Annotated in this window: 14 protein-coding genes; 13 read left to right on the top strand and 1 reads right to left on the bottom strand. The window is 46.1% G+C overall.

From position 1 onward, the window contains the following. From AB4Z17_RS10660 to AB4Z17_RS10650, 3 genes are all read left to right on the top strand, one after another. Positions 1 to 876: helix-turn-helix transcriptional regulator (locus AB4Z17_RS10660; protein WP_441959705.1), on the top strand; the 876-nt coding region annotated here is incomplete at its 5' end. An 89-nt stretch (positions 877 to 965) separates the two neighbouring features. Beyond that, complete coding sequence (locus AB4Z17_RS10655) at positions 966 to 2,240, top strand: Gfo/Idh/MocA family protein (RefSeq protein WP_441959703.1); 1,275 nt, start codon at positions 966 to 968, stop codon at positions 2,238 to 2,240. A 518-nt stretch (positions 2,241 to 2,758) separates the two neighbouring features. After that, entirely contained in the window at positions 2,759 to 6,880 is a 4,122-nt protein-coding gene (locus AB4Z17_RS10650) for a DUF4855 domain-containing protein (protein ID WP_441959701.1), read from the top strand. Between the two features lie 88 nt (positions 6,881 to 6,968). On the opposite strand, the gene AB4Z17_RS10645 is transcribed toward AB4Z17_RS10650, so the two are convergent. Continuing rightward, positions 6,969 to 7,901, bottom strand: coding sequence for an ArsR/SmtB family transcription factor (locus AB4Z17_RS10645; protein ID WP_076268999.1), 933 nt, complete (start codon positions 7,899 to 7,901; stop codon positions 6,969 to 6,971). A gap of 290 nt (positions 7,902 to 8,191) precedes the next feature. Between AB4Z17_RS10645 and AB4Z17_RS10640 the strand changes: the two genes are divergently transcribed. The 10 genes from AB4Z17_RS10640 (at position 8,192) to AB4Z17_RS10595 (ending at position 23,779) form a co-directional block, all read left to right on the top strand. Next, positions 8,192 to 8,953: an SDR family NAD(P)-dependent oxidoreductase gene (locus AB4Z17_RS10640; protein ID WP_076268998.1), complete on the top strand. Its 762-nt coding sequence runs from the start codon at positions 8,192 to 8,194 to the stop codon at positions 8,951 to 8,953. Between the two features lie 20 nt (positions 8,954 to 8,973). Next, positions 8,974 to 10,824 carry a cache domain-containing sensor histidine kinase gene (locus AB4Z17_RS10635; protein ID WP_441959698.1) on the top strand — a complete coding sequence of 617 codons (1,851 nt, stop codon included), beginning with the start codon at positions 8,974 to 8,976 and terminating at the stop codon, positions 10,822 to 10,824. 17 nt (positions 10,825 to 10,841) lie between these two features. Further along, a complete protein-coding gene (locus AB4Z17_RS10630) occupies positions 10,842 to 12,131 on the top strand; it encodes an ABC transporter substrate-binding protein (protein WP_441959696.1) in 1,290 nt (429 codons plus the stop codon). Between the two features lie 12 nt (positions 12,132 to 12,143). Further along, positions 12,144 to 13,217, top strand: a complete 1,074-nt coding sequence (locus AB4Z17_RS10625; protein ID WP_076268995.1) for a LacI family DNA-binding transcriptional regulator — start codon at positions 12,144 to 12,146, stop codon at positions 13,215 to 13,217. A gap of 312 nt (positions 13,218 to 13,529) precedes the next feature. Continuing rightward, on the top strand, positions 13,530 to 14,687 hold the full coding sequence (locus AB4Z17_RS10620; protein WP_441908490.1) for a GntR family transcriptional regulator: 1,158 nt from the start codon (positions 13,530 to 13,532) through the stop codon (positions 14,685 to 14,687). Between the two features lie 257 nt (positions 14,688 to 14,944). Then, positions 14,945 to 18,019, top strand: a complete 3,075-nt coding sequence (locus AB4Z17_RS10615; RefSeq protein ID WP_441959694.1) for an alpha-mannosidase — start codon at positions 14,945 to 14,947, stop codon at positions 18,017 to 18,019. Positions 18,020 to 18,024: 5 nt separating this feature from the next. Continuing rightward, entirely contained in the window at positions 18,025 to 18,936 is a 912-nt protein-coding gene (locus tag AB4Z17_RS10610) for an ABC transporter permease (RefSeq protein WP_076268992.1), read from the top strand. 13 nt (positions 18,937 to 18,949) lie between these two features. After that, entirely contained in the window at positions 18,950 to 19,846 is an 897-nt protein-coding gene (locus AB4Z17_RS10605) for a carbohydrate ABC transporter permease (RefSeq protein ID WP_076268991.1), read from the top strand. A gap of 54 nt (positions 19,847 to 19,900) precedes the next feature. Continuing rightward, positions 19,901 to 21,577 (top strand): extracellular solute-binding protein, encoded by a 1,677-nt coding sequence (locus AB4Z17_RS10600; RefSeq protein WP_441908488.1) that lies wholly within the window; start codon positions 19,901 to 19,903, stop codon positions 21,575 to 21,577. A 15-nt stretch (positions 21,578 to 21,592) separates the two neighbouring features. Continuing rightward, positions 21,593 to 23,779, top strand: a complete 2,187-nt coding sequence (locus AB4Z17_RS10595) for a hypothetical protein (RefSeq protein WP_441959692.1) — start codon at positions 21,593 to 21,595, stop codon at positions 23,777 to 23,779. Positions 23,780 to 23,966: the final 187 nt, after the last annotated feature.

Genomic DNA, 23,966 nt, shown 5'->3' with positions numbered 1-23,966 from the left:
ACATGCAAGAGGCTGCTCGGAACGACCGTTTCTTTTCTCCTTGGCAGCGAAGTGACGGAATGGAATGATCTATCGGATCGTTTTCATGCGAACAAATATGGTTTTGTGCAAGGGCATGGATTGTTTAATGAGGTCATTATGACCGATAAGGACATTCAGAATCAAGAGACAGACGATAAAGCCGGCAGCATTCATGATAGCTTTTACCATGCTCGGGTGCAATTGCTGATGAGCTGTCTAGAAAATAACAATCGGGAGCAGTTCAATAAATTGTATGTGGAGCTTACTGCCATTTGGAATGTCCCAGGAACGCCCAATGAGCGCAAAATAGAAATGTATCATTCCCTCTCGGCAGTGTTTCTTTACTATATACACAAAAACCGGGACATTCGGGATTACATGAATACGCAGCTCGACTTGGAGAAGTTATACCGCTACGGGGACTCTACCTCATGGACGGAATTGATTCAGTATTATAGGCAAATGGCAGACTGTTTTTTTGAATGGAATACACTGCGAGGCTCGCAATTGCCGACTGAGGTTGTAAATAAAGTACATCGCTTTATTGAAGAGAATTTGTCTACCGATATTTCCTTAACCGCTTTAGCCGATTACGTAAGCTTAAATCCTTCTTATTTGTCCAGACTTTATAAGCAAATAACGGGCATAGGCTTATCGAAATACGTGAACGACTATCGGAATTTGGTTGCCAAAGACATGCTTCTGAACACATCCATGAAAGTCAACGAAATTGCGGCTGCGCTCGGGTACAATTCCGCGCTTGCCTTTATTCGGTTTTTCAAGAAGCAGAATGAAACGACGCCGCAGGATTTCCGCATGGCAAGGTGCCAGTCGCAAATGCAAGGTCAACAATAGTATATGGATTGTAAACAACGATCTCTGTCTCCTCCTGAACGCTCCCCTTACAATTGAGGTATAGATAGCGCACAAGAGGAGGAGAAATTTTGAGAACATTAACAGCCGTATTACTAGGCGCAGGCAGCAGAGGGAGATACATTTACGGGCCGTATGCGGAGAAATTTCCGAATGAATTAAAAATGGTTGCTGTAGCTGAACCAAATGAAGAACGCAGAAAGCGGTTTGCAGAAATCCATCAAATCAACCAAGAGCATGTGTATGACAGCTGGGAGAAAGTATTTGAGCAAGGGCGTATAGCAGATGTCATGATCATCTGTACACTCGATCGGATGCATTATATACCGGCGATGAAGGCCATGGAGCTCGGTTATCACGTCCTGCTTGAGAAGCCGATGTCGCCTTCACTTACGGAATGCATTCAGCTTGAGCAGGCGTCACTGCGGCATAAAAGGCTGCTTGTTGTTACGCATGTGCTTCGGTATTCACCATTTTGGTCTGGGATTAAAAAATGTATCGAGGACGGCGAGCTTGGCACGGTGGGTACGATTCAATTAACGGAGAATGTCGGTTATCAGCATATGACGCATAGTTATGTGCGCGGCAATTGGCGGAATTCAGAGGAGACTAGTCCAATGATTTTGGCCAAATCGTGCCACGATCTGGATATCATCTCCTGGCTTATGGATCAGCCTTGTACAAGCGTTAGCTCGTACGGCTCTTTACTGCATTTCAGATCGGAGAATGCTCCGGATGGTTCAGCGGAACGCTGCATTGATGGCTGCGCGGTCGAGAAGGAATGTGCTTTCTCAGCGATAAAGATGTATATGCAGACGCCGGATCATGCTTGGGCGAGATATATGACGAATGATTTGTCACAAGAGGGTATTCTGAAAGCACTGAAGGAAGGACCGTTTGGACGTTGTGTATACCGCTGCGATAACAATGTCGTTGACCATCAGGTTGTGAATATGCAATTCGAGAATGGAGCGAATGCATCGTTCATTATGTCAGGATTGACGCAAAGCGGTACACGTCGTGTTCAAATGATGGGCACAAAAGGTGAAATTATTGGCGATATGGAGAAAGGTTCTTTTACGCTGTATCGTTATGCAACGGGAGAACAGCTTGAAATTCGCTGCAGCGTACAAGGGGATGGCCACGGAGGCGGAGATGATCGGATGGTCAGCTCGTTCCTGCGAAACGTTTGCCAGTTCGACAGCAATCCTTCACATGGCTTGACCTCTGCAACGGCGTCGCTGCAAAGCCATCTGATCGCATTTGCGTCGGAGCATTCGAGGCTGCATGAGGGGCTTGCGATCAAACTGTCGGATATGCTTGAGAAGCAAGAGCTGCCTGCATAAGGTAAACAGACAGGTTGAGATAAGGTGTCTCTACGCATAAATGCGAAAGTAGAATGCGTTGTAAAATAAAACCTATCGCTTCCATACAAGGCACGATGAAATAGGGCGAGTCTCAAAAGAGATATACTCACTGGAGAGATAGCTCGATTTCATTAATAATCATGCGGCTGATGAAAAAAATGGCGTCACAGAAATTTATTTCTGTGACGCCATTCCCTATTTGGGTCTATTTATTTTGAGCTAGTCCATTTATTTGTCCATGACAAGGGCAATCTGGGCGGTGAAATGAGACAAGTAAACAAATGTATATCAAAGTCATAAGTTATCTCTTTGAAAGTCGGGTCAAGTTTCTTAAAGTAACAGTAAGAACATGCCTGCAAGCTTCTACATCGGTTGCGATGGAATTTTAGAAAGGGGGATTGAGTGCTGCAAAAGACTTAAAGCAGGCTTGAAATGAAACCTATTGTACACATGTTTAGTAGTCTTTTTATTTGAGAATAGAAAGGGAGCTGTCATTAATGAAAAGAAGTAAAAGCTGGATAGCTATCGCATTGATAAGTGCCCTGTTATTGACACTGGTTCCGGCAGTACAAGCGGAAGAGGGACAGGATCAGGGACAGTCTGCATTCCGTAATCTTGCTGCGGGGCTTGGATATGAATGGTCCGAAGCGCCGGAGGCTAAGTACCCCGACGATCATAATAAGCTGACGGATGGCATTTATGGCAAGTTGGATATGTCGGACCCGGCTTGGGTAGGACATGTGAAGAAGATGACACGCGAGGTTGTGTTTGATTTAGGGGAAAAGAAATCTATCTCGAGCATTAAAGCGCGATTTTTGCAGGATTGGCCTGACAACACGATGCTTGTGCCGTTGACGGTATCAATGTACGTCTCCGACGACAAAGAAAATTGGGGAACGCTTTCACACAATTCAACCAAGCTGCTTTGGGGGGATGGTCCGCCAAGAGAAGAGGTATATGAATGGAATGGAAGCAGAGATGGCATCAAAAGCGGGAATTCTGATGCGGAGATGGCTTATGCCCGTTATGTGAAAGTAACCTTCTCGATGCATACGAGAGCTTGGACCTTCATTGATGAAATCGAAATATGGGGCGCAGATGGAAAAGTGGAAGGAGCAGAAGAAGTTGCCGCTGAGCAGCCGAGCTACTTAGAGCCGGGAGAAGCAACGGCTGGCATTCGTAATCTAGGATTGCTCTATAACGGACAATATGCGAATGATAAGGGTACTTGGACGAAGGATCGGATTATTCCAAATATCAGTTACGTAGACCTTGCCGGGGAACCAGTGGATTGGCTTTTTGACGGCGTTCTTTATCTTGGACTTACATCGCCGGCCGGAAATGCGTTTGGCGGAGGAGCTACGCTGGAGGACTGGAAATGGTACCTGAACAAAACATTTGCAGAAACAGGCGATATGCAGCAGCTAAACGAAGCGGCGATGGAAGTAGGAAGCAAGCTGAATCAGCCTGATCATAAGATAAAGGTTGTTTTGATGATTCCAGACCCAGGTGAGTATGTGAACGATTTCGGAGATATTGACGGTGATGGTATATCTGAAAGCTTCGATGCTTCTGAAGTCGGAGAAATGAAAGCGTATGCAAATAGAGAGAAAGCGATACAGTGGTGGTTAAATGAAGCCGAACAAAAATGGGCATCAAACCATTACTCTCATCTTGAGCTTGCCGGCATGTACTGGCTGGAGGAACAAATCAGTACAAGCGCGACAGGGCCGGATTTAATTCGTTCGACGAGTAATAAAGTGCATGCTCAGAACTTGAAGCTTTTCTGGATACCGCACTTCTTAGCTTACAAAAGCCATATGTGGAAGGATGTCGGGATAGATGCAGTAGCCTTCCAGCCAAACTACTTTTTCGAGCCATTGGATGAGGATCGTCTGGAAGACGCCACGAACATAGCGAAGCAGTATGGGATGGGCGTTGAGCTTGAGTTTGATGATCGTATGGTGACTGATGGCGTGTTTAGGGAGCGGTATGTTGATTATTTAAACAGCGGCGTCCAAACCGGCTTTATGCAATCAGCCTTTAAAGCCTACTACCAAGGTAATAATGCTGTATTTAATACGGCGGTAAGTGCTGATCCTGCAACACGCATTTTGTACGATTGGCTCTATCAATTTATAAATGGAACATATCAAGCGAACAACGCTGCCCCTTCAAAGGCAGAAGTACAAATGAATGGCCAAGTGCTTCAAAGCGGAGTGGCTATTCCGGAAAGAGAGCCCGTTTCGTTCACATGGAAACTAATCAATGATGATGGAAGCGGATTGAATAAAGTAACTGCTACCTTTAATGGCAAGCCTTACACAGAAGGAACGGTTGTAAATTTGGCAGGCAAGCCAGGAAAACATGAGCTTGTCATTACCGTAGCAGCAGGCAAATCGGAGAAAACATTTTATGTGATTGAAGCGGGTACCAGCGCATCCGATTTGAAAACATTAATTGAAAGCTACAAGGAAACCAAACAAATCACGAATGACGAAGCAGCTCGCTCGCTGAACAATTATTTGGAGATGATGAGCCGGTTCGAAGGAAACGACAAGGCGAAGTTTACCAAGTACTTAAAAGGTTTTAATGCGAAGCTGGAGCTTCTGAAAAAAGAGCATATGATTACAGACGGGGCGTACAGCACGCTGAAGGAAGACGTCTATTACCTGCTTGGAAATTTGGCACAGAATAAGGCCGCGGAAGCATCTACAGTAGAAGCCGATAATCCAAATTATGCTCCGGGGAAAGCAGTTGATGGATTCCCTTCAACAAGATGGGCAAGTGAACTGCTGAACAACACATGGTTCCAGGTCGATCTGGGAGAAGTGACGGAGATGGACACTGTAACGATTGATTGGGAATACGCTCGCGCAAAAACCTATAAATTACTCGTCTCCGATGATAATCAAAATTGGAAGAGTGTGATCAAGGAAAATGACGGCGTAATTACGGCGAAGGACGGCAAAGAAACGGTTCATTTTGACCCGATCAAGGCTAGATACATTAAATTTGAAGGGATCGAAAGAGCAACATTTTACGGATATTCGTTCTATGAATTTGGCGTTTATCACATATCGGGAGCAGAGGAAGCCAAGCCTATTGAAGGCATTAAAACTACTATAGATCTGGCATCAAAAAAAGTAACTTTAGACGGTCTAGTGATGAATGGCGATCTTGCAAACGTAAGTTTGAAAGTCGTCGATCCACAAGGAAAAGTGAATTACACAGCCGAGACGACGAGTACAGAAGCTGGAAACTTTCAATTCGCCTTTACATTGACAGGTGATGTAGAGGGTATCTATGAGGCATATCTAGCATTAGATGATGTGAGCGAGCCTAAACGGGTTACTTTTGAGTACAAGAAAGCATCGACTGGCGGAGGAGGCGGTGACTCGGTTATTTCCACTCCTGACTTGTTCCAGCTGCAATCAGATGGTTCTGTCAAAGCGGAAATGAGCACTAAGCTTGATCCGAGCGGAACGATGGCTGTCGGTGTGGTCAGTGAACAAGACCTGCAGAAGGCGATAGCGCGGGCGAAAGCAGATAAAGACGGAAAGCTGAAAGCAACGATTGTGCTTAAGAAAAACGGCGAGGCAGCGAAATATGCCTTGGATCTTCCTGTATCCTTCTTGTCTGATCATCCTAACTTGCTTATTGAAGTAACGACGCCTAAAGCAACGATCTTGCTTTCTGGACAGATGCTGGTGAAGTCAGCAGAGCTTGGCAAGGAGCTGCGGCTTATCATTGGCGAGCGGGACCTTAAAACGTTGAAGCAGGATGTACAAATCCAGGTAGGTGAAAGAGCAGTCGTTGAGCTTTCGGCACTATTGGACGGAAAGGCTTATACATGGAACAATGCAAAGGCACCGATTACCGTTACGGTTCCGTATTTGTTAACAGGCAGCGAGACAGCGTCAAGCATCGGTATATTGTCCATTAATGAACAAGGAACAGCATCAGCAATTGCGGCAGCAGCCTATTCCGACTCGGATAAGCATATCAGGTTTCAAACAGACCGTATGGGCACTTATGCAGTATTTTATAAACAGCCCGTTGTAGCCTTTACAGATCTCGGCAAGTATTCTTGGGCGCAGGAATCGGTTGAGAAGTTGGCTGCCTTAGGCATCGTAAAAGGAACATCGGCTGCAACCTTCAGCCCGGCTGTACAGGTAAGCCGAGCAGACTTTATTCTAATGCTTGTAAGAGCGCTAGGCTTGAAAGCGGAGGCAATCGATGCATTCACAGATGTTCAGCCACAGGATTATTATTATGATGCAGTGGCTATTGCCAAGAAGCTAGGTATCGTTACCGGCATGGAGAATGGACGATTCGAGCCGAAGGCAAAGATGACAAGGCAAGATATGATGGTTATGGCAGCGCGGGCATTAAAGGCAGCGGAAGCGTTAGAGCTAACGGGCGATATTGCATCGCTCAGCAGCTTCAAGGATGCAGATAAGGTGCCGGATTATGCAGCCAGCAGCATAGCAGGCATGATTGAGCTAGGGCTCATTCAAGGCGATGGCGGCATGATCAAACCAAGCAGCCAGACTACTCGTGCTGAAACAGCAGTGTTTCTTTACCGGATATTGAATTTGCTATCAGCGAAAGAATAGTTTAACGAGGCAGTATGACAGGAAGCAGCTTAATTAAGATAAAGAAGAGGAGCCCCAAGCGGGGCTCCTCTCTTTCGTATATAGCAGATTAGACGGTTGTCCGATCCTCTTGCGCCAGCTTCGTATAATACAGCTTGAAAATGAGATCCTGATTATAGTTTCCGAAACCAGAGCCGAATAAAGTAAAGCCGCCAATATGCTCAGCATCCTCCAAAATCGCAATGCGGAACGTCCAGTGGCTGTTGCTAATATCAATCTGGTCGAGGCTTACGTCCGAGAGCCTAAGGCCGTCCATGTAGGTGCCGTCCTTCTTAATAATCAACCGCTTCAATAAACCAAACTGGTTGACATCATCAAACCACCAAGGTGGATTAAGTTTGCCTTTTCCACCGTAATCGGCAGGGCTCGTCCACATGCCAACATTTACACCATTAAAGAAAAACGTAAGATCCGAAGGCCAGTTCATATTGGTGAGCGGCGCTTCAGACGAAATTTCCATCGAAATTTCGAGCTCGTCTGGACTCTCGCTCGTTAATAGGAAGTTAGGAATTTTGTATTCGATATAGCCTTGCGAGAACCATAATATTTTGGCGTTCACGCGATCGGGATCAAGAAAGTAGCGGGGGTCGTCGAAAATACCGATAACCTTCTCCGTCGTGCAAATGCCGCAAGTAGGAACGATGTTGAGATCGGTATAGTGTCCGATGGAAACTTCGGTTCTGCGTGACTCGCGCTGTACGACGTCCTTGCGGGGGAATGCTATTTCAAGTCCATCCATGCTAAGCGAGCACACCTTCTGAGCGGCACCGCCTTTGCCAGGGGTCATTTCGGATTTAATGATTCCGGCCTTCTCCAGCTTTTTTACGTGCATTGTCATGATTGCACTGCTTAAGCCTAAAGCCTCTGCCAGCTCTCGAATGTTCATTGATTTTTTGGAGAGCAGGTGAATCATTTGAATGCGTACATTACTCGATATAGCCTCAAATATAGGCAGGCTTTGCTCTGATAGCTCGATTTTCAAGGGTTACCTCCGAATAAGAGTTATTATTAATACATATGTGAATGTTTAGAGTAGGCTATAGTCTGTAATATACATGAAAATAGTCGAAATCACAAGGAATATTGCTTGAAATAGCCGCTGTAAGCCATGAAGAAGATAACCATATTGTAAATTAATTCGCCGTATCGTTTACTTGTGTGTACAAATTCATTTTTTTTGGATAAGCTTTATAAAATGAATATTTTTTGGTAGCATAATTATTAGCAAATGATCTAACAAATCTGTTTCCACAAGGAAAGGTGACCTTATTCATGCAAATTGATCTTTCTAATAAAACAGCGTTAATTACAGGAGCCACTGGAGATTTGGGACGGGTTATGGCACGTACACTGGCAAGCTGCGGCGCTAACATCGTTCTGCACTACAATAATAACGAAGCAAAGGCCAAAGAATTGCAGACGGAAATTACAGCTATGGGCAGAAAAGCGATGATCGTACAGGCAGACGTAACGAATGAGCAGCATATTAATGAAATGAAAGCTAAGGTAACAGAGGAGCTCGGCCATGTAGACATCGTTGTCGCTAACGCGGTCATTCAGTACCAATGGACAAGCATACTAGAACAGCCTGTTGCTGATTATGTCAGCCAATTCGAATCCTGCGTATTGCAAAGCGTCTTTTTAGCAAAAGCTTTTGTGCCGGCGATGATCGAGCGGGGCGGGGGTAGAGTCATTGGCATCAACACCGAATGCGCGATGCAAAATTTCGCGGGACAATCAGCCTATACAGCTGGGAAACGCGGGATGGATGGCGTCTATCGTGTGTTAGCCAAAGAAGCTGGGGAGCATCAAATTACGGTTAATCAGGTGGCGCCAGGGTGGACCATCAGTGATCGCGATCGTGCCACCGGTACGGAGGAGAACCTTGCTTATTCACAAAACGTTCCGCTTAAACGCAGAGGAACGGACCAAGAGATTGCCAATACGGTTGCTTTTCTAGCATCGGATCTAGCAAGCTTTATAACTGGCGCTTACATTCCTGTAAACGGCGGAAACGTTATGCCTGCCATCTAGAATAAGGGAGAGTTAAGAGGATGAGCCCCAGAAAACGATTGTGGCGCATATGGGCAGCTTTAGGCAGCATGAGAATGGAGGGGAAGCTGTTTATCGTTTTCCTGCTTCTAATCACGCTGCCGTTATCGTTTATAGGCTACATCTCATATAGCAATTACTCGCGTTCGATTGAGGAGAAAACGATTGTCTATTCGACCAAGATGCTTGAGAACATGATGGTTCGTGTTGACGATTATATCGAGGATATGATTCGTATTTCCTCTATTCCTGCGTACCAGAACGATATCAAACAAAACCTGATTCTCTCGAACAGCTATTACGAGAAAAGGCAGCAAACGTCGATAGACAACAGCAATCAGGTGCCTGACGATTTTGACCTTCTGCTCTTGATTCAGCGAGGCATTGAGGGGAATATTTCGTTCATCAATACGATAAAACGCGGCGCCAACTCGGTTTATATATTTGATCAGTTCGGCAATGGCTATTATTCTACAGCAGGCGGCGGCATTCGGCTGAACGTGAAGGAGAGCTATGAGAAATGGCGAGAGCTCATCAATACTTCCGGCGGTGAAGCGAGGCTGTTCAGCACGCAAAAATATACGAGCAATTTGCAGAGCATCAAATATGCGTTTACCGTCGTTCGCAAGGTGATTGATAAATCGCTTAAGCCTATCGGCATGATTGCGGTGGATGCGAATATTAGCGTCATTGAGGATCAAATGAGTGAGCTTGATAAGGTGACAAATGGAAAATCGGTTATTATCGATGAGCTTGGCAATGTCGTTTATGACAGCGATAAGCAGCGAATGGCCACAAACATTATGAGTGATCCTACGGTAGCCCAGGCAAAGGGCACGAAGGGGAGCTTTTATTTTGAGCGTGACGGTGTTAATCGTTTATACATTTATACGACCTCGCCCAATACGAAATGGAAGGTAATGACCTCCATTCCGGACAGTGAGCTGACGAAAGATGCCGTTGTCATTCGCAACGTAACCTGGATCGCTACAATTATTACGATTATCGTCGCGCTTTTCATATCGGTTGTGTTTTCCTTTGCACTAACGAATCCGCTCCGCAAAATGATGCGATTGATGAAGAACGTGCAGGAGGGTGACTTTAACGTTCAGTTTCAAGTGAAATATCGGGACGAGGTAGGCCAGCTAGGCAATCAGTTCAACCGAATGATTGTCCGAATCGATCACCTCATTCAGGATATTTATTTGATGGAGACAAAGAAGAAGGAAGCTGAACTGCACGCGCTGCAAAGCCAGATCAATCCGCATTTCATGTATAATACGCTCGAATCGATACGAATGGCGGCTGAGCTGAACGACGATCAGATCGCAGCCGACATGATTGCCATACTCGGGAAGCTGCTGCGATACAGCATAAGCGATTTGCATGAGGAAGTAACGCTGGAGAATGAGGTTCTGCATATGCGCAACTATGTGGAAATGCTTAATTATCGCTATCCGAACCGCTTCCATTTAGAAACGCATATAACCGATGACATGCTGAAGTATCCTATGATTAAGCTTGTGCTGCAGCCCATTGTCGAGAATGCAATTTATCACGGCATGGATGACAATAAGGCCTCGATGAGAATTGTGATGAGCAGCGAGCGTACGCCGCATGGTGTACTTCTTCGCATAAAAGATGATGGGCTTGGCATGGATGAGGATACATTAGATCGCTTAAACCGTTCACTTGCAGGATCGGAGGAAGCGGTCGTCAAGCGCAAATCAGGCGGAATCGGCTTGAAAAATGTAAACGAGCGTATCAAGCTCCACTACGGAAACGCGTATGGCTTGAAGGTGACCAGTGAACGGGGGAAAGGCACCGAGGTTATTTTACAGTTTCCACTATAATGAGGGAGAGACGCTGCATGAACAAATACATTTGTATGCTGCTGCTTATTGTTCTTTTGTCCAGCATAGGCTTGACGGGATGCCAGAAGGCACAAGGCAACAGCGAAAAGGAAAAGGAGCCCGTTAGCAAAGAGGAACAAGCTAATCAAAATGTGACGCTTAACGTGATGACTAATCGCGTTGATCTGATCGAGAATGGCGTGTTTCAAAAATATGCCGATCAATTTGCACAGCTGAATCCTGGCGTAACGGTCAAGTTTGAGGGCATAACCAATTATGCCAGCGATATTATGCTGCGCTTATCCACTCGCAGCTTAGGCGATGTGCTGCTGCTTCCGAACAATATTAAAAATGAAGACTTGCCTGATTATTTTGAGCCGCTAAGCGACAGCTTGTTTGAGCATATTCATTTTGCAGACTTTAAAGCCTATGCTGGACAGCGCTTTGGCATTGCTACCGGCGCTTCCACGACAGGGATCGTATATAATAAGCAAGCTTTTAAAAAGGCAGGCATTACACAAATTCCAACGACCTTGGAGCAGTTTTATGCAGCATGCGAGAAGCTAAAGAGAGCCGGCATTGTGCCTGTCTATCTGAACTATGGCGCTCAGTGGCCGCTTATGACTTGGGGCGAGGATCTAGTCAGCTATATGACTGGCAATGCCGACTATTTAAATAATATGGTCAACACGGACGAGCCGTGGACTATTGATAATGCATGGGGACAGTCAATTTCCATCGTCAAAACATTAATATCAAAAGGTTATGTGGAAAACCAATTGCTTACGAATCAATGGGAAACATCCAAAAAAGAGCTTGCTGACGGTAGAGCCGCCATGTATTTAATGGGTAACTGGGTTATCAATCAAATTATTGCAGCGGGTGCGAAATCGGAAGATATCGGCTTTTTCCCATTCCCTTACGACAATAGCGAGAAGCGCTTCTCGCCGCTAAGCCCGGATTGGTTTGTGGGTGTAAGCAAATTTAGCGAGAATAAAGAGCTGGCCGAGGCGTGGGTCAAATTTTTTGTAAACGAATCTGGTTATGTTGATGATTCGGGCTTCTTGCCTGTGATTGAGGATAAGCAGCCTTCCTTGCCGCAATTTCAACAGTTTTTATCGTTCAACATCGAATTTCTGGAGCGAAGAGTGCCAGACGACCTCTTGCTTGAAATTGCGAATACAGCTCAAATTGCATTTTGGTCCGGCGATTATATTCAAGAGTGGATTGCCTCTCCAGATTTGCAGAAGGTGTTTACCGAATACAATAGGCGCTGGAAAGAAGCACGAACCATTACTGAAAGCTAAGGTGGACTACCGATGTCAAACAAGGTTACCATGCAGCAAATTGCTGATTATTTAAGCGTTTCAAAGTTTGTTGTCTCGAAGGCGCTCTCCGGCAAAGGCGGCGTCAGTGAGGCAACACAGGAGCGGGTTATTCAAGCGGCATCGCAGCTGGGTTATTTTACGCAAAAGAATGCTTATGTGAAAACAATGAAGCTTGAGCAGCTTCCCAAAACGCCTGCCGCCCACAAACAATCGGTGCTCGTGCTTATGCCTAATATTCGCTTCCAAACGAAGGAGTCGCTGTATTGGGGAAGAATCCTCGATGGGATTGCTTCGCGATTGGAGGAAGATGGTTATGGCATGGTCATTGTGTCAGAGCAAAGCGTCGATCATTTCCTTCATTTCTTGAACCCGAATGGCATATTGGGGCTTATCGGCGTGGGAGAAATTTCAACTCCGCTGCTGCTAGAGGTGCATCGCATCGGCTTGCCAATGGTGCTCGTGGATCATGAGGATATGTTGATTCCTAGCGATACGGTGTTTACGAACAATTATGATTCAATGTATCGTTTGACGAAACATTTGATTGGCAAAGGACATACGCAGCTGTGCTTTATTGGGGATATGAATTATTCGCGGAGCTTTAAGGATCGGTTTCTTGGGTTCCGAAGTGTACTGGAGGAGCAGGCTCTGGTGGAGCCTAAGTTTCAAATGAGCAATGACTGTTATCTTCCAGTTGAAGGTTTTGAGCATGAGCAGTTTCAAGAGCCGATAAAACAGTGGGCAATCAAAAGGCTCAAGGCAAAGACGATGCCAACGGCGCTTCTTTGTGCAAATGACATGATCGGTATCGGTGCAATTGACGCCATGAAGGAGCTAGGTATTGCGGTGCCGGAAGAGGTGTCTATTACAGGCTATGACAACATTGACGATTCCTATCGCATGACACCTTCTTTGTCGACGGTGCATGTGCCTAAGGAAGCGCTTGGCAAGCGGGCGGTAGAGAGGCTGATTAGCAGAATAGCGAACAAGCAGGAGCCGATGGAGAAGCTGCTTGTAGCTGGAGAGATCTTGTACCGAGAGTCAACAGCGCAGGTGAAAGCATGACTTAGGACATAGGTTGATGCATGAACAATGAGGTTTAAATGGATAAATTGCGTATGATTTGTCATATTGATAACGATTTCGAATACATTTAAAAATATATATTGTATATATTATATATACAAAATTCGCGATATTCGACAAGAAAAGTGGTTAAAGACGCCCGAGGTAAAGGAAAAAAGCTATAAATTAGCGTCTTCCTTAGTTCTAAAGAAGGGTGATTTACTTTATTCGACAAAGATGTAGGTATTGCCTAAAAAGAGGCTAACCTATATTATATATTACAAATATTAATATGGAGCTTGGTGATAGCAAATGAATTCAACAGTCCGTACGCCGCTTTACCAGAAAATCCAGGATTATATCCGCGAGTTGATTGCTACGGAAGGCTTGAAGGCGGGGGACCGCATTCCGACTGAAAAAGATCTAATGAAGTTGTTTAACGTCAGTAAAATAACTGTAGTGAATGCGATGGTCGGACTTGCGAACGATGGAATCATTTCAAGGGTACCGGGAAAGGGCAGCTTCGTCAGCAATGATGGACCGGTAGAAGTTGATGAGATTGTGCCGGCTACGCCGACAGTTGGTTTAGAAAGTTCGGCAACCCAGAATAAAACGCGTATGATTGGTCTCGTTATGCCATCTATTTATGATTATTTTGCCATCCGTTTAGTTGAGGGAGTGCAGAGGGCGCTAAGAGAAAAAGGCTACCGGAGCATGATTTTGCTGTCTGAGGGAGATGTCGATAAAGAGAAAGAAGCGTTTAAGACGCTCAAGGAATTCGGTACGGACGGTTTGCTTGTATTTCCCGTAGATGAAGAGAATTATAACGAGGAAATATTAAATATGAAGTTCAATGGCTACCCCTTTGTACTTATCGATCGTTTCCTGCCTGGCGTAGAAACCAATTATATCGCTGCGGATGGAAGGCTTGGAACAAGCCTTGCAGTCGAATATATGTGGGAGCTTGGGCACCGGGAAATTGCGATTTGCTCAGATTCTCCGCTGCAAACGGTTACGGTACAGGAGCGGATTGAAGGTTATATGGACGCTTTGAAAAACAAAGGCGCACTCATTAATCCGGCTCATATTATTACCGATTTTAATGTTGGCAGCCTTAAGGATGCGGAGAAGCACCCGTTATACCGCTATATTCGCAACCGAATGGCTACGGCGTATATTACGCTTAACGGAAGGCTGGCTGTTCGAATTTATCAGATGGCTAGGCAAGCGGGGCTTCGCGTGCCTGAGGATTTGTCTATTATAAGCTTCGATGACCCGACATCTATCGTAGATGAGTTCAGCTTATTTACACATATCAATCAGTTTGAGCATGATATGGGTTATCGTGCAGCAAGCACGCTGATCGACATTATTGAGAATGGGGTAGACCCAAGCAATAGATATAGCAAAACGCTGCTGAATCCTGAGCTGGTTATCCGCCAAACGACTGGACCAAGACCTGTTCAATAATTGAATAAGCGATAAAATTGAGAATCTTTTCCGCTAAGGAAAAGATTTTTTTATTTATATATTGAATATATTGAATCTATATATTATATTATGAATAAGACGAATGGTTTATAAAGCTTGGTTGCAAAAGTCATATAGCGAAGTTTTGAATAGTTTCGCGAGTACGATCTGAAAACGCTAACATTTTGAAGYCGATAGGCATGTATGGGAAAAAGCCTGTATGAAATATAGAACTGGATGATAAAGGAGACCTACAAATGCCATACGAAAAAGTGAGAACGGAGCAGTTGAAGTCGCTGTTGGACCGGTTGAAGGAACAAATCTACAAGCCGCTTACGGATTTGAAAGTAACTGCTTGGGTTACTGAGGAGCCGGTTTCTTACGAGGATAGGGAGTCAGGCCGGAAGATTGAACTCGCTGCGGGAGACCGCTGGGGAAATCTTTGGGACTGCGCTTGGTTTCACTTTAGCGGAAAAGTACCGCAAGAGGCGAAGGGCTCCAAAATTGTGCTTCTTATCGATGTGAATGGTGAGCTTTGTTTAGTAGATGAAGAGGGAACACCTACTCAGGGTTTAACGAATATAAATTCTGAGTTTGATTATAGCCTTGGCCTTCCTGGCAAACGTGTTGTACACATTAGTGAAAGCGCGCAGGGAGATGAAGAAATTGATTTGTGGGGCGACGCAGGCTGCAACGACCTGTTCGGTCGCTTCCGCAGTGGCACTTTGAAGGAAGCCCAAGTCGCAATCTGCCACGAGAACATCCATCAGCTTTATTATGACGCTGAGGTACTGCTTGAGACGGCGGATCGTTTGCCTGAAGGTTCAGCACGCAGAGCACGCATTTTGCAGTCTTTGTATGAAGCCTCTCATATCCTTACATCTTTGAGTGAAGAAAGAGTAGCTAAGGCATCAAAACTGCTGCGCGAGCAGCTTGATAAACGCGGCGGAGATCCAGTGCTTACTATTAGTGCCGTCGGCCACGCGCATATGGATCTGGCTTGGTTATGGCCTATCCGTGAAACGATCCGTAAGGGAGCACGCACATTTTCAACGGTGCTGCGGATGATRGAACGTTACCCTGACTACATCTTTGGAGCAAGCCAGCCACAGCTTTATGATTGGATGAAAATCCATTATCCGAAGCTGTATGCAAGCATCAAAGAGCGTGTGCAAGAAGGGCGCTGGGAGCTGCAAGGCGCAATGTGGGTTGAATCGGATACTAACGTACCTAGCGGGGAAGCGTTGATTCGTCAAATCCTTTACGGAAAACGATATTTCCAAGCCGAGTTTGGTCAAGAGATGAAGTCGCTTTGGATGCCGGACGTATTTGGATACACAGCGAGCTTGCCTCAAATTTTGAAAAAATCAGGCGTTGATTACATGATGACGCAGAAGCTGTCATGGAGCATTTACAACCGTCATCCCCACCATACATTCCACTGGGAAGGAATCGACGGCTCGCGTGTCTTGACTCATATGCCGCCTGAGGATACGTATAACAGCCCGGCTGCACCTCGTTCTATTGTGAAGGCAGAGAATGAATATATGGACAAAAACGTATCGGAGAATTGTCTCATGTTGTTCGGAATCGGCGATGGCGGAGGCGGTCCTGGCGAGGAGCATCTCGAGAGATTGCAGCGGGAGAAAAATTTACTTGGCCTTAGCCCAGTTGTTCAAGAGCATTCTTCACAATTTTTTGAGAAGCTTGCAGTTGGTTCTGATCGTTATCAAGTGTGGTCCGGGGAGCTTTATCTGGAGCGCCATCAAGGAACGCTGACGAGCCAAGCGCGCAATAAACGGTATAACCGTAAGCTTGAGAAAGCTTTGCGCGAGCTCGAATATGCAGCTGTCTTGGCTGAAAGAACAAAGGGCAAACCTTATCCTGCGCAGGAGCTGGAAACGATATGGAAAGAAGTGCTGCTCTATCAATTCCATGATATATTGCCAGGCTCCTCTATCAAGCGCGTATATGATGAATCGCTGGAGAGATACGCTATACTGCTGGACCGTGTCGAGCAATTAATTTCCGAAGCTTACGAAGCGGTTGCACAATCCGTAACTGCTGAGAAAGGCTCTGAAGTAATCTTTAACTCCCTGTCATGGGATCGGGAAGAATGGATTGAAAACAATGGCGCATGGCAGCGGGTTCGTATTCCTGCTATGGGATATGCCGTTGCAAATGGTTCACTAGCGCTTGCTGAAACGGCAGCAGCTGAAGCAGGAATTGCAGCTGCCCGGACGCAAGAGAAAACAGCGGCAAATAACCTCTTTCCTGATATGAGTGCATCGGCTATCGATCGGATAATGGAAAATGATATGTTATCGGTTACGTTCGCTGAAGACTTCACGATAATATCCATCATTGATAAAGAGCTTGGCCGGGAAATCATCCCGCATGGCCAGAAGGCGAATGAACTCAGCCTGTATCATGATGAGGGCGATGCATGGGATATTAAACAAGATTATCGCCTCTCGGGAGGAGTGCCGATTGAGCCGTCTGAATCATCAGCTTTCCAAGATGGTCCAACGGTAGGCTTGCTGCTTGTATATCGGTTTGGTCAATCAACAATGACACAGAAGGTCATCCTGACTCAAGGCAGCCGCCGCATCGATTTCGTTACGGACGTTGATTGGAAGGAATCAGCGAAGATGCTGCGTACATCCTTCCCTGTCAATATTCGTTCGGACAGCGCGAGCTGTGAAATTCAGTTCGGCTACTTGAAACGCCCTACACATCGCAATACGCTGTGGGATTATGYGAAGGATGAAATTTGCGCTCATCAATGGATCGATCTTTCGGAGTCGGATTATGGCGTCGCACTTCTCAATGATTGCAAATACGGACATCGTGCTTGGCAGAATGTGCTGGATTTAAATCTTTTGCGCAGTACATCGTATCCAGATCCAGAAGCCGATCAAGCAGAGCATCAGTTTACGTACTCCTTGTACCCGCACAAAGGTGATCATGTTCAGGCAGAGGTTTATAAGCGTGGATATGAGCTTAACGTACCACTGCGTTCGGTAAGCATGACAGCAAGCGACGAGGCACAGCATTTGCCAGCAGCAAAATCATTTTTCAGCGTTGACCATTCCAATGTAATGGTTGAAACGGTGAAGCAGGCAGAGGACGGAGATGATCTCATCATCCGTTTATATGAAACCGCAGGAACACATCTTAAGGCAAAACTCATTGCAGCTATGAACGAAGCGGATGCTTGGCTTACTGATTTGATGGAAACACCCATCGATAGAATCCATGCGGAGGAAGGGGCATACCACCTGGCCTTTACTCCATTTGAAATAAAAACGATCCGTTTGGCAAGGAGGTAGAGCATATGACAGAGTCAGTATTGTGGAAACGAATTTGGCGGCACAAACTATTTTATTTGTTTATGCTGCCCGGCATCATCTGGTTTTTCCTCTTTTCCTACGTTCCACTTTTTGGCGTACAAGTGGCATTTCGTGATTTCATGTTCTCTGGGGGCTTCACTGGAAGCCCCTGGGCAGGACTGAAATACTTCCAGCAGTTTTTCTCCTATTATCAGTCATTCGAGTTGATCCGCAACACGATTATCATTAGCCTCATGAAGCTTCTTATCGGATTTGCAATGCCTATATGTCTCGCAATCCTATTGAACGAGGTTCGAAACATTAAATTTAAGAAAACCGTGCAAACGCTTTCTTATTTACCGTATTTCGTTTCATGGATTGTAGTTGTTACGCTGATGCAGCGTCTTCTTACTCCATCTGGAGGTCCAATCAATGAATTGCTTGGCGTGTTTGGTGTAGAACCGATTCAGTTCTTGAACAATACAACATGGTTTTATCAAATTGTTGTAGGCTCGGATATTTGGAAAAACATCGGGTGGAACTCGATCATCTATATGGCAGCAATTGCTGGCATTGACCAGCAGCTATACGAGGCGGCTAAGATCGACGGCGCTGGGCGCACTCGCCAAATGTGGCATGTAACGCTTCCTGGTATTCGCAACATTGCCGTTATTTTGTTCATACTCTCGGCCGGCAGCTTAATGAGCGCTGGTTATGAGCAGCTCCTCCTGTTGAACGGTCCGGCTACCGCCGCAATCGGCAGCGTACTCGATGTGCATGTTATCAGCTCAGGTATAGGTGAAGGCCGATTAAGTTATGCGGCTGCTGTAGGATTATTCCAGAGTGTCATTGCACTCATTCTTATCGTGACTGTCAACCGAATTGCTCGCAAGGTTAGCGACGTATCCCTGTTTTAAGGAGTGGTTTGATATGGCGAAAAGCCGATTTTCTATATTTAGCATTTGTAATTATATTTTCTTAACATTGTTCGGATTGTCGATGATCTACCCGTTTATTTACATTCTGGTCTACTCGCTCAACGATGGGAAAGATTCGATGATGGGTGCGCTTTATTTCTTCCCTCGTAAATTTACACTCGACAATTACGTAGAGGTTTTTGATAATGCCCGCATTTGGCAGGCCTACAAAATCACGCTGCTTCGAACGGTGCTAGGCACATTCCTGCACGTAGGGCTTTGTACGCTGATGGCTTATGCGCTTTCCAAAAAATCGCTGCCAGGAAGAACATTTTTTACGTATTACATCTTTTTGCCAACGATATTCAGCGCTGGATTCATTCCGTATTTCATCACTTTGCAGAAGCTGCATCTGATCAACAGTTTTTGGGTATATGTCATTCCGATGCTGTTCAATTTCATGCATATCGTCATTCTTCGAACGTTCCTGCAAGGCATACCGGAGGAGCTTGAAGAATCGGCACGAATTGACGGCTACGGTGACTTTCAAATATTCCTTAAAATCATACTACCGTTATCGGGTCCAGTTCTTGCGACTATCGCTTTGTTTATCGGGGTTTCGCATTGGAACGACTGGTTTACAGGCGCCTATTATGTGTCGGATAAAAATCTGATACCAGTTCAAACGCTGCTGCAAGAATTGCTGACCGAAGCGGAAGCGCTATCATCCTCCATGCAGAGAGCGGCGCAGCAAGGCGGTCAGACCGTCAGCGTCAATGTAGCTGGGGCAACACCGGAATCGCTTAGAATGGCTTTGCTCGTTATCACGGTGTTTCCGATCTTGTGTATTTACCCGTTTTTGCAGCGTTACTTCGTCAAGGGCGTTATGATTGGCTCGGTCAAAGGATAATCGTCCGCATTCGGGACTTTATCATATTTCATTACAGTTCACGGGAGGGTTTTTATGAAGAACAAAAGAGCAAAAAGCACTTCGTTGTTTCTCGCAGTAACTCTGATGGCGGTTACGCTGTTTGGCTGCAGCAACAACAACGGTGGCGCCGTCAATAAGCCTTCGGACAACGCAGGCACAACTAACAGCGGTACAGAGCAAAAAGAGGTGAAACTCAAAGTTCTTCACAACTGGAACGGCTCCAGCGGCAGCGACACAGACACGACGGCGATCGAGAAGGTTATTAAAGAAAAAACGGGGATTACGATCGAGTGGGAATATACAAAGGGCAGTGAAGTTGAGAAAGTGAACACCATTTTTGCAACTCAAGATATGCCTGATATTTACACAGGTCCAGCTTGGGGCGGAGAGCTAGATGGCATTATAAAAGCAGCGAAGGAAGACCAATTGGTCGATCTTTCGGATAAGCTGGACAAATATCCAAATCTAGCAAAAGCGATTCAGAAAGACAATGTTCCGCCAGCGCTTTATGAGAAAGCTTTTGATGTGTACGGTGGCAAGCAGTTCTTGCTTTACCAGAACCACCCTGCAACACCTGAGGATGCAATGGATTGGCTTTATGGCTTCTACGTCCGCAAGGATATTGCTGAGAAGGTTGGAGTAGATCCACAATCCGTACGTACAAAGGAAGAGCTTTACAGCTTCCTGAAAAAAATCAAGGACGCTGACCTGAAGGAAAATGGCATGTCTGTTATTCCTCTCGGAGGCTTCCATAACGGCTGGGCTGTCGGTATCGGCAATACGATGTTCTATGGCTCTGGTTATGTAGATAAAGGCGATGGAACGCTGGAAAACAGCTTCTTCTCGAAACAATACGAGGATTATACGCTGTATTACCGCAAGCTGATCTCCGAAGGTTTGCTTGATCTTGAAGCGTTTACGCAAACCGATCCAATCGCGAATGAGAAAATCAAGCAAGGCCGTATTGCAGTGCTGGCTGCTCACTATCCAGCGATTCTCGATGCTTCCAAGGACTATGTGAAAGCGCATCCAGGCAGTGATTATATTCCAGTTGGCCCGCTTGAGCGTGCTGGCGCTGCTGCAGACCGTCCTGCTGACCTTTCTATTCAAGGCAACAACGTAACCGTTATTCCGAAAAAATCGAAAAACGTAGATGCAGCGCTTCGCCTGCTGGACTATCTTGCTTCTGATGAAGGTTTCCTTCTCGTACGTTACGGCATTCAAGGCGAACATTGGGATATGGAAAACGGCAAGCCTGTAGCCAAAAAAGAATGGTTTGATAAATTCTCAGCGGATACAACTGGCAAGATGAAGAAAAACGAAGGAATTGGCATTGGCCTTGAGAGCATGTCTGGCCAAGACCGCATCAACTCTGTTGGCGCTGGAGACATCTGGTCTGATCAGGATCGTCTGGCAGCAATGGATAATGCGCGTAAAATTTTACGTCCTAACGGTATTAGTGTTATTTCGGCATACAATCCTGGCGACGTTATGATTAAGTCTCCACAGTGGGAAATGCTGAAGCCATCCATGGACAAAATAGGCGACGTCTGGAAAGAAGCGATTTATGCGAAATCGGATGAAGCGGCACTAAAAATCATTAATGATCTTCGCGGTCAGATGAATAAAACAGGCTATAAAGAAGCAATGCAGTTTACTAATGACAACTTGAAAGGCAAGGAAGTTGCTTTGTTTGGAATGGCAAACTAAAGGAGGCTTCTCGCTTTGACGAAGGGTTTGGGACAACGAGCAGAGTGGACCGGTTTTCAGGAATCAAGGCCGTATGGCCCGAAGTATGATTTGCGGACCGATTTTGTCATGGTATACGGAATATCCGATGATTTGCCTGAGCGGATCGAAGGCTGGAGAAATGCCGGCTACAAGATTCATTTGATGACAGGTGTATCTTGGGGGGAGTATCAGGACTACTTGTACGGTCGATTCGACGGACGGGAGCACTGGGATGAAGCTCAAATGGACCGCAGCGGAAATCATCTGCTTCATGGCAAGGATGTTCCTTATATGGTTCCGACCATTGCCTTCGCTGAATATTTGGCTTCTCATATTAAGCGGGCAATCGACTCTGGCGCAGAAGCGATTCATTTGGAGGAGCCGGAATTTTGGGCGGCATCGGGTTATTCCGATGCGTTCAAGCGGGAGTGGCTGAACTATTACGGGGAGGATTGGATTCCTCCCCACTCCTCGCCGGACGCTCAGTACAGAGCATCCAAGCTGAAGGCGGCAATGTACTATCGTGCGCTTGACCGGCTTTGCAGTCAAATGAAGGAATATTCGTTAGTAACCTACGGTAGAACGGTACGTTTCTATGTCCCAACTCACAGCTTGATTAATTACACGCAGTGGCGAATTATAAGTCCTGAGGCGCTGCTCGTGTCGATGCCTGGCTGTGACGGTTTCATTGCTCAGATCTGGACGGGAACGGCTCGTACTCCGAACGTTTATAAGGGACTGCGCAGAGAGCGAACCTTCGAGACGGCATATTTGGAATATGGAATTATGCAGGAGCTCACGCGTGGGACGGGGCGTGAAATGTGGTTTCTTCACGATCCGATTGAGGATAACCCTAGATACAGCTGGAGCGACTATCGTAAAAACTATCGTTCTACTGTTGTTGCTTCCCTGCTGCATCCTGAGGTGAAGCAATACGAGGTATGCCCATGGCCGCGCCGTGTATTCGAGGGCAGCTATCCGACTGAGGACGGGAAAGGAAAAGAAATGATCCCGGGTGACTATGCGACCGTGCTTCTGACGGTCATGAATGTGCTGCGCGACATGCATAACCATGATGAGGTTGCTGGAGACGACACCTACACAGCTGGCATTGGCCTTTGCTTATCCAACTCCGCGATGTATCAACGCGGGGACGTTATCCGTGAAGGCGAGCAGGAAGGCGAAGCCGCCAAATATGACGGAACGAGTTCAGCTGAAGAGCTGAGTGCAGAGCAGAAGGAGCTTCTTGACTGGTCATCCTTTTACGGACTCGCGCTTCCGCTCGTGAAGGTAGGCATTCCGCTAAGACCGGTACAGCTGGACAATATTTTGACCTTCCCAGGATATTTGGATCATTATCGAGTACTGCTGCTCAGCTACGAATTTATGAAGCCGGAGCATCCGGGCATTCATCAAGCTATCGGACAATGGGTGAGGGAGGGCGGCATACTCATCTATGTCGGTGATGGATCGGACCCCTATCATGAAGTGCGGGAATGGTGGAACCGTGAGAACAGCCGCCGCTCTTACATGCGTCCGGAAGAACATTTATTCGAGTCGCTTGGCTTAGGTAGAAACCTGGAGCAAGGAGAGTTTACGGTAGGCAGCGGTGCTGTTTTATTTTACCGTGAGAATCCGGCGGAATTGTCCCGCTCTGAAGCGGGTGCTGCTCTTATACGGAGTGCTGTAAAAAGGTCGCTCGAGATCCGCGGAGAAAGGGCTGACTATAAGGAAAGCACCTCGCTGCATATTAGACGGGGGCCTTATGTCATTACTCATGTGCTGGATGAGAGGGAAGCGGATGATTCAATCGTTCTGGAAGGTCTGTTCGTTGATTTGTTCGAAGCGAGCATGCCTGTGAAACATTCCGTGGAAATCAAATCGGGCGAGGACAGCTTGTTGTTTGATTTGAACTACTCGGATAATGAGCAAGGGGAAACAAGTATTCTTGTTAGTTCTTCACGCATTCGTGAGGAGCTGTCGGCTGAAAACGGAATTTCCTTTGTTTCAGAGTCACCGCTGGACATCACGGTTAGTACGCGCCTGCGTGTACCAAGTGAGCCTAGCAGCGTCACAGCTGGTGATCAAGCGGCATCATACGAGTATGATAGAGAGTCAGGAACGGTGCTTCTTCGCTATCCAGGCGTTCCGGAAGGAATTGCAGTAAGCGTGGAATGGTAATGCGATAGCGAACAAATGATTCAAGGGGCTGTCCCACAGTGATGAACTCACTGGAGAGATAGCTCGATATGAAAAAATGGCGTCACAGAGATTTATCCATGGCGTCACAGAGATTTATCCCTGTGACGCCATTTTTCTATTTTGGTCTATTGATGTTTGCTTAAGCAAATGGTGGACAAGCGAATTT

The sequence above is a fragment of the Paenibacillus sp. TAF43_2 genome, assembly GCF_052113545.1.
In the GTDB taxonomy this organism is placed as follows: Bacteria; Bacillota; Bacilli; order Paenibacillales; family Paenibacillaceae; genus Pristimantibacillus.
The sequence above is the reverse complement of the archived record's forward strand: the minus strand, read 5'-3'. Positions and strand labels throughout refer to the sequence as shown.

What these genes read in the sequence shown, in the direction of transcription:
- AB4Z17_RS10650 (WP_441959701.1), top strand. Translation starts at nt 2,759, where the DNA reads ATGAAAAGAAGTAAAAGCTGGATAGCTATCGCATTGATAAGTGCCCTG.
- AB4Z17_RS10640 (WP_076268998.1), top strand. Translation starts at nt 8,192, where the DNA reads ATGCAAATTGATCTTTCTAATAAAACAGCGTTAATTACAGGAGCCACT.
- AB4Z17_RS10635 (WP_441959698.1), top strand. Translation starts at nt 8,974, where the DNA reads ATGAGCCCCAGAAAACGATTGTGGCGCATATGGGCAGCTTTAGGCAGC.
- AB4Z17_RS10630 (WP_441959696.1), top strand. Translation starts at nt 10,842, where the DNA reads ATGAACAAATACATTTGTATGCTGCTGCTTATTGTTCTTTTGTCCAGC.
- AB4Z17_RS10625 (WP_076268995.1), top strand. Translation starts at nt 12,144, where the DNA reads ATGTCAAACAAGGTTACCATGCAGCAAATTGCTGATTATTTAAGCGTT.
- AB4Z17_RS10620 (WP_441908490.1), top strand. Translation starts at nt 13,530, where the DNA reads ATGAATTCAACAGTCCGTACGCCGCTTTACCAGAAAATCCAGGATTAT.
- AB4Z17_RS10610 (WP_076268992.1), top strand. Translation starts at nt 18,025, where the DNA reads ATGACAGAGTCAGTATTGTGGAAACGAATTTGGCGGCACAAACTATTT.
- AB4Z17_RS10605 (WP_076268991.1), top strand. Translation starts at nt 18,950, where the DNA reads ATGGCGAAAAGCCGATTTTCTATATTTAGCATTTGTAATTATATTTTC.
- AB4Z17_RS10600 (WP_441908488.1), top strand. Translation starts at nt 19,901, where the DNA reads ATGAAGAACAAAAGAGCAAAAAGCACTTCGTTGTTTCTCGCAGTAACT.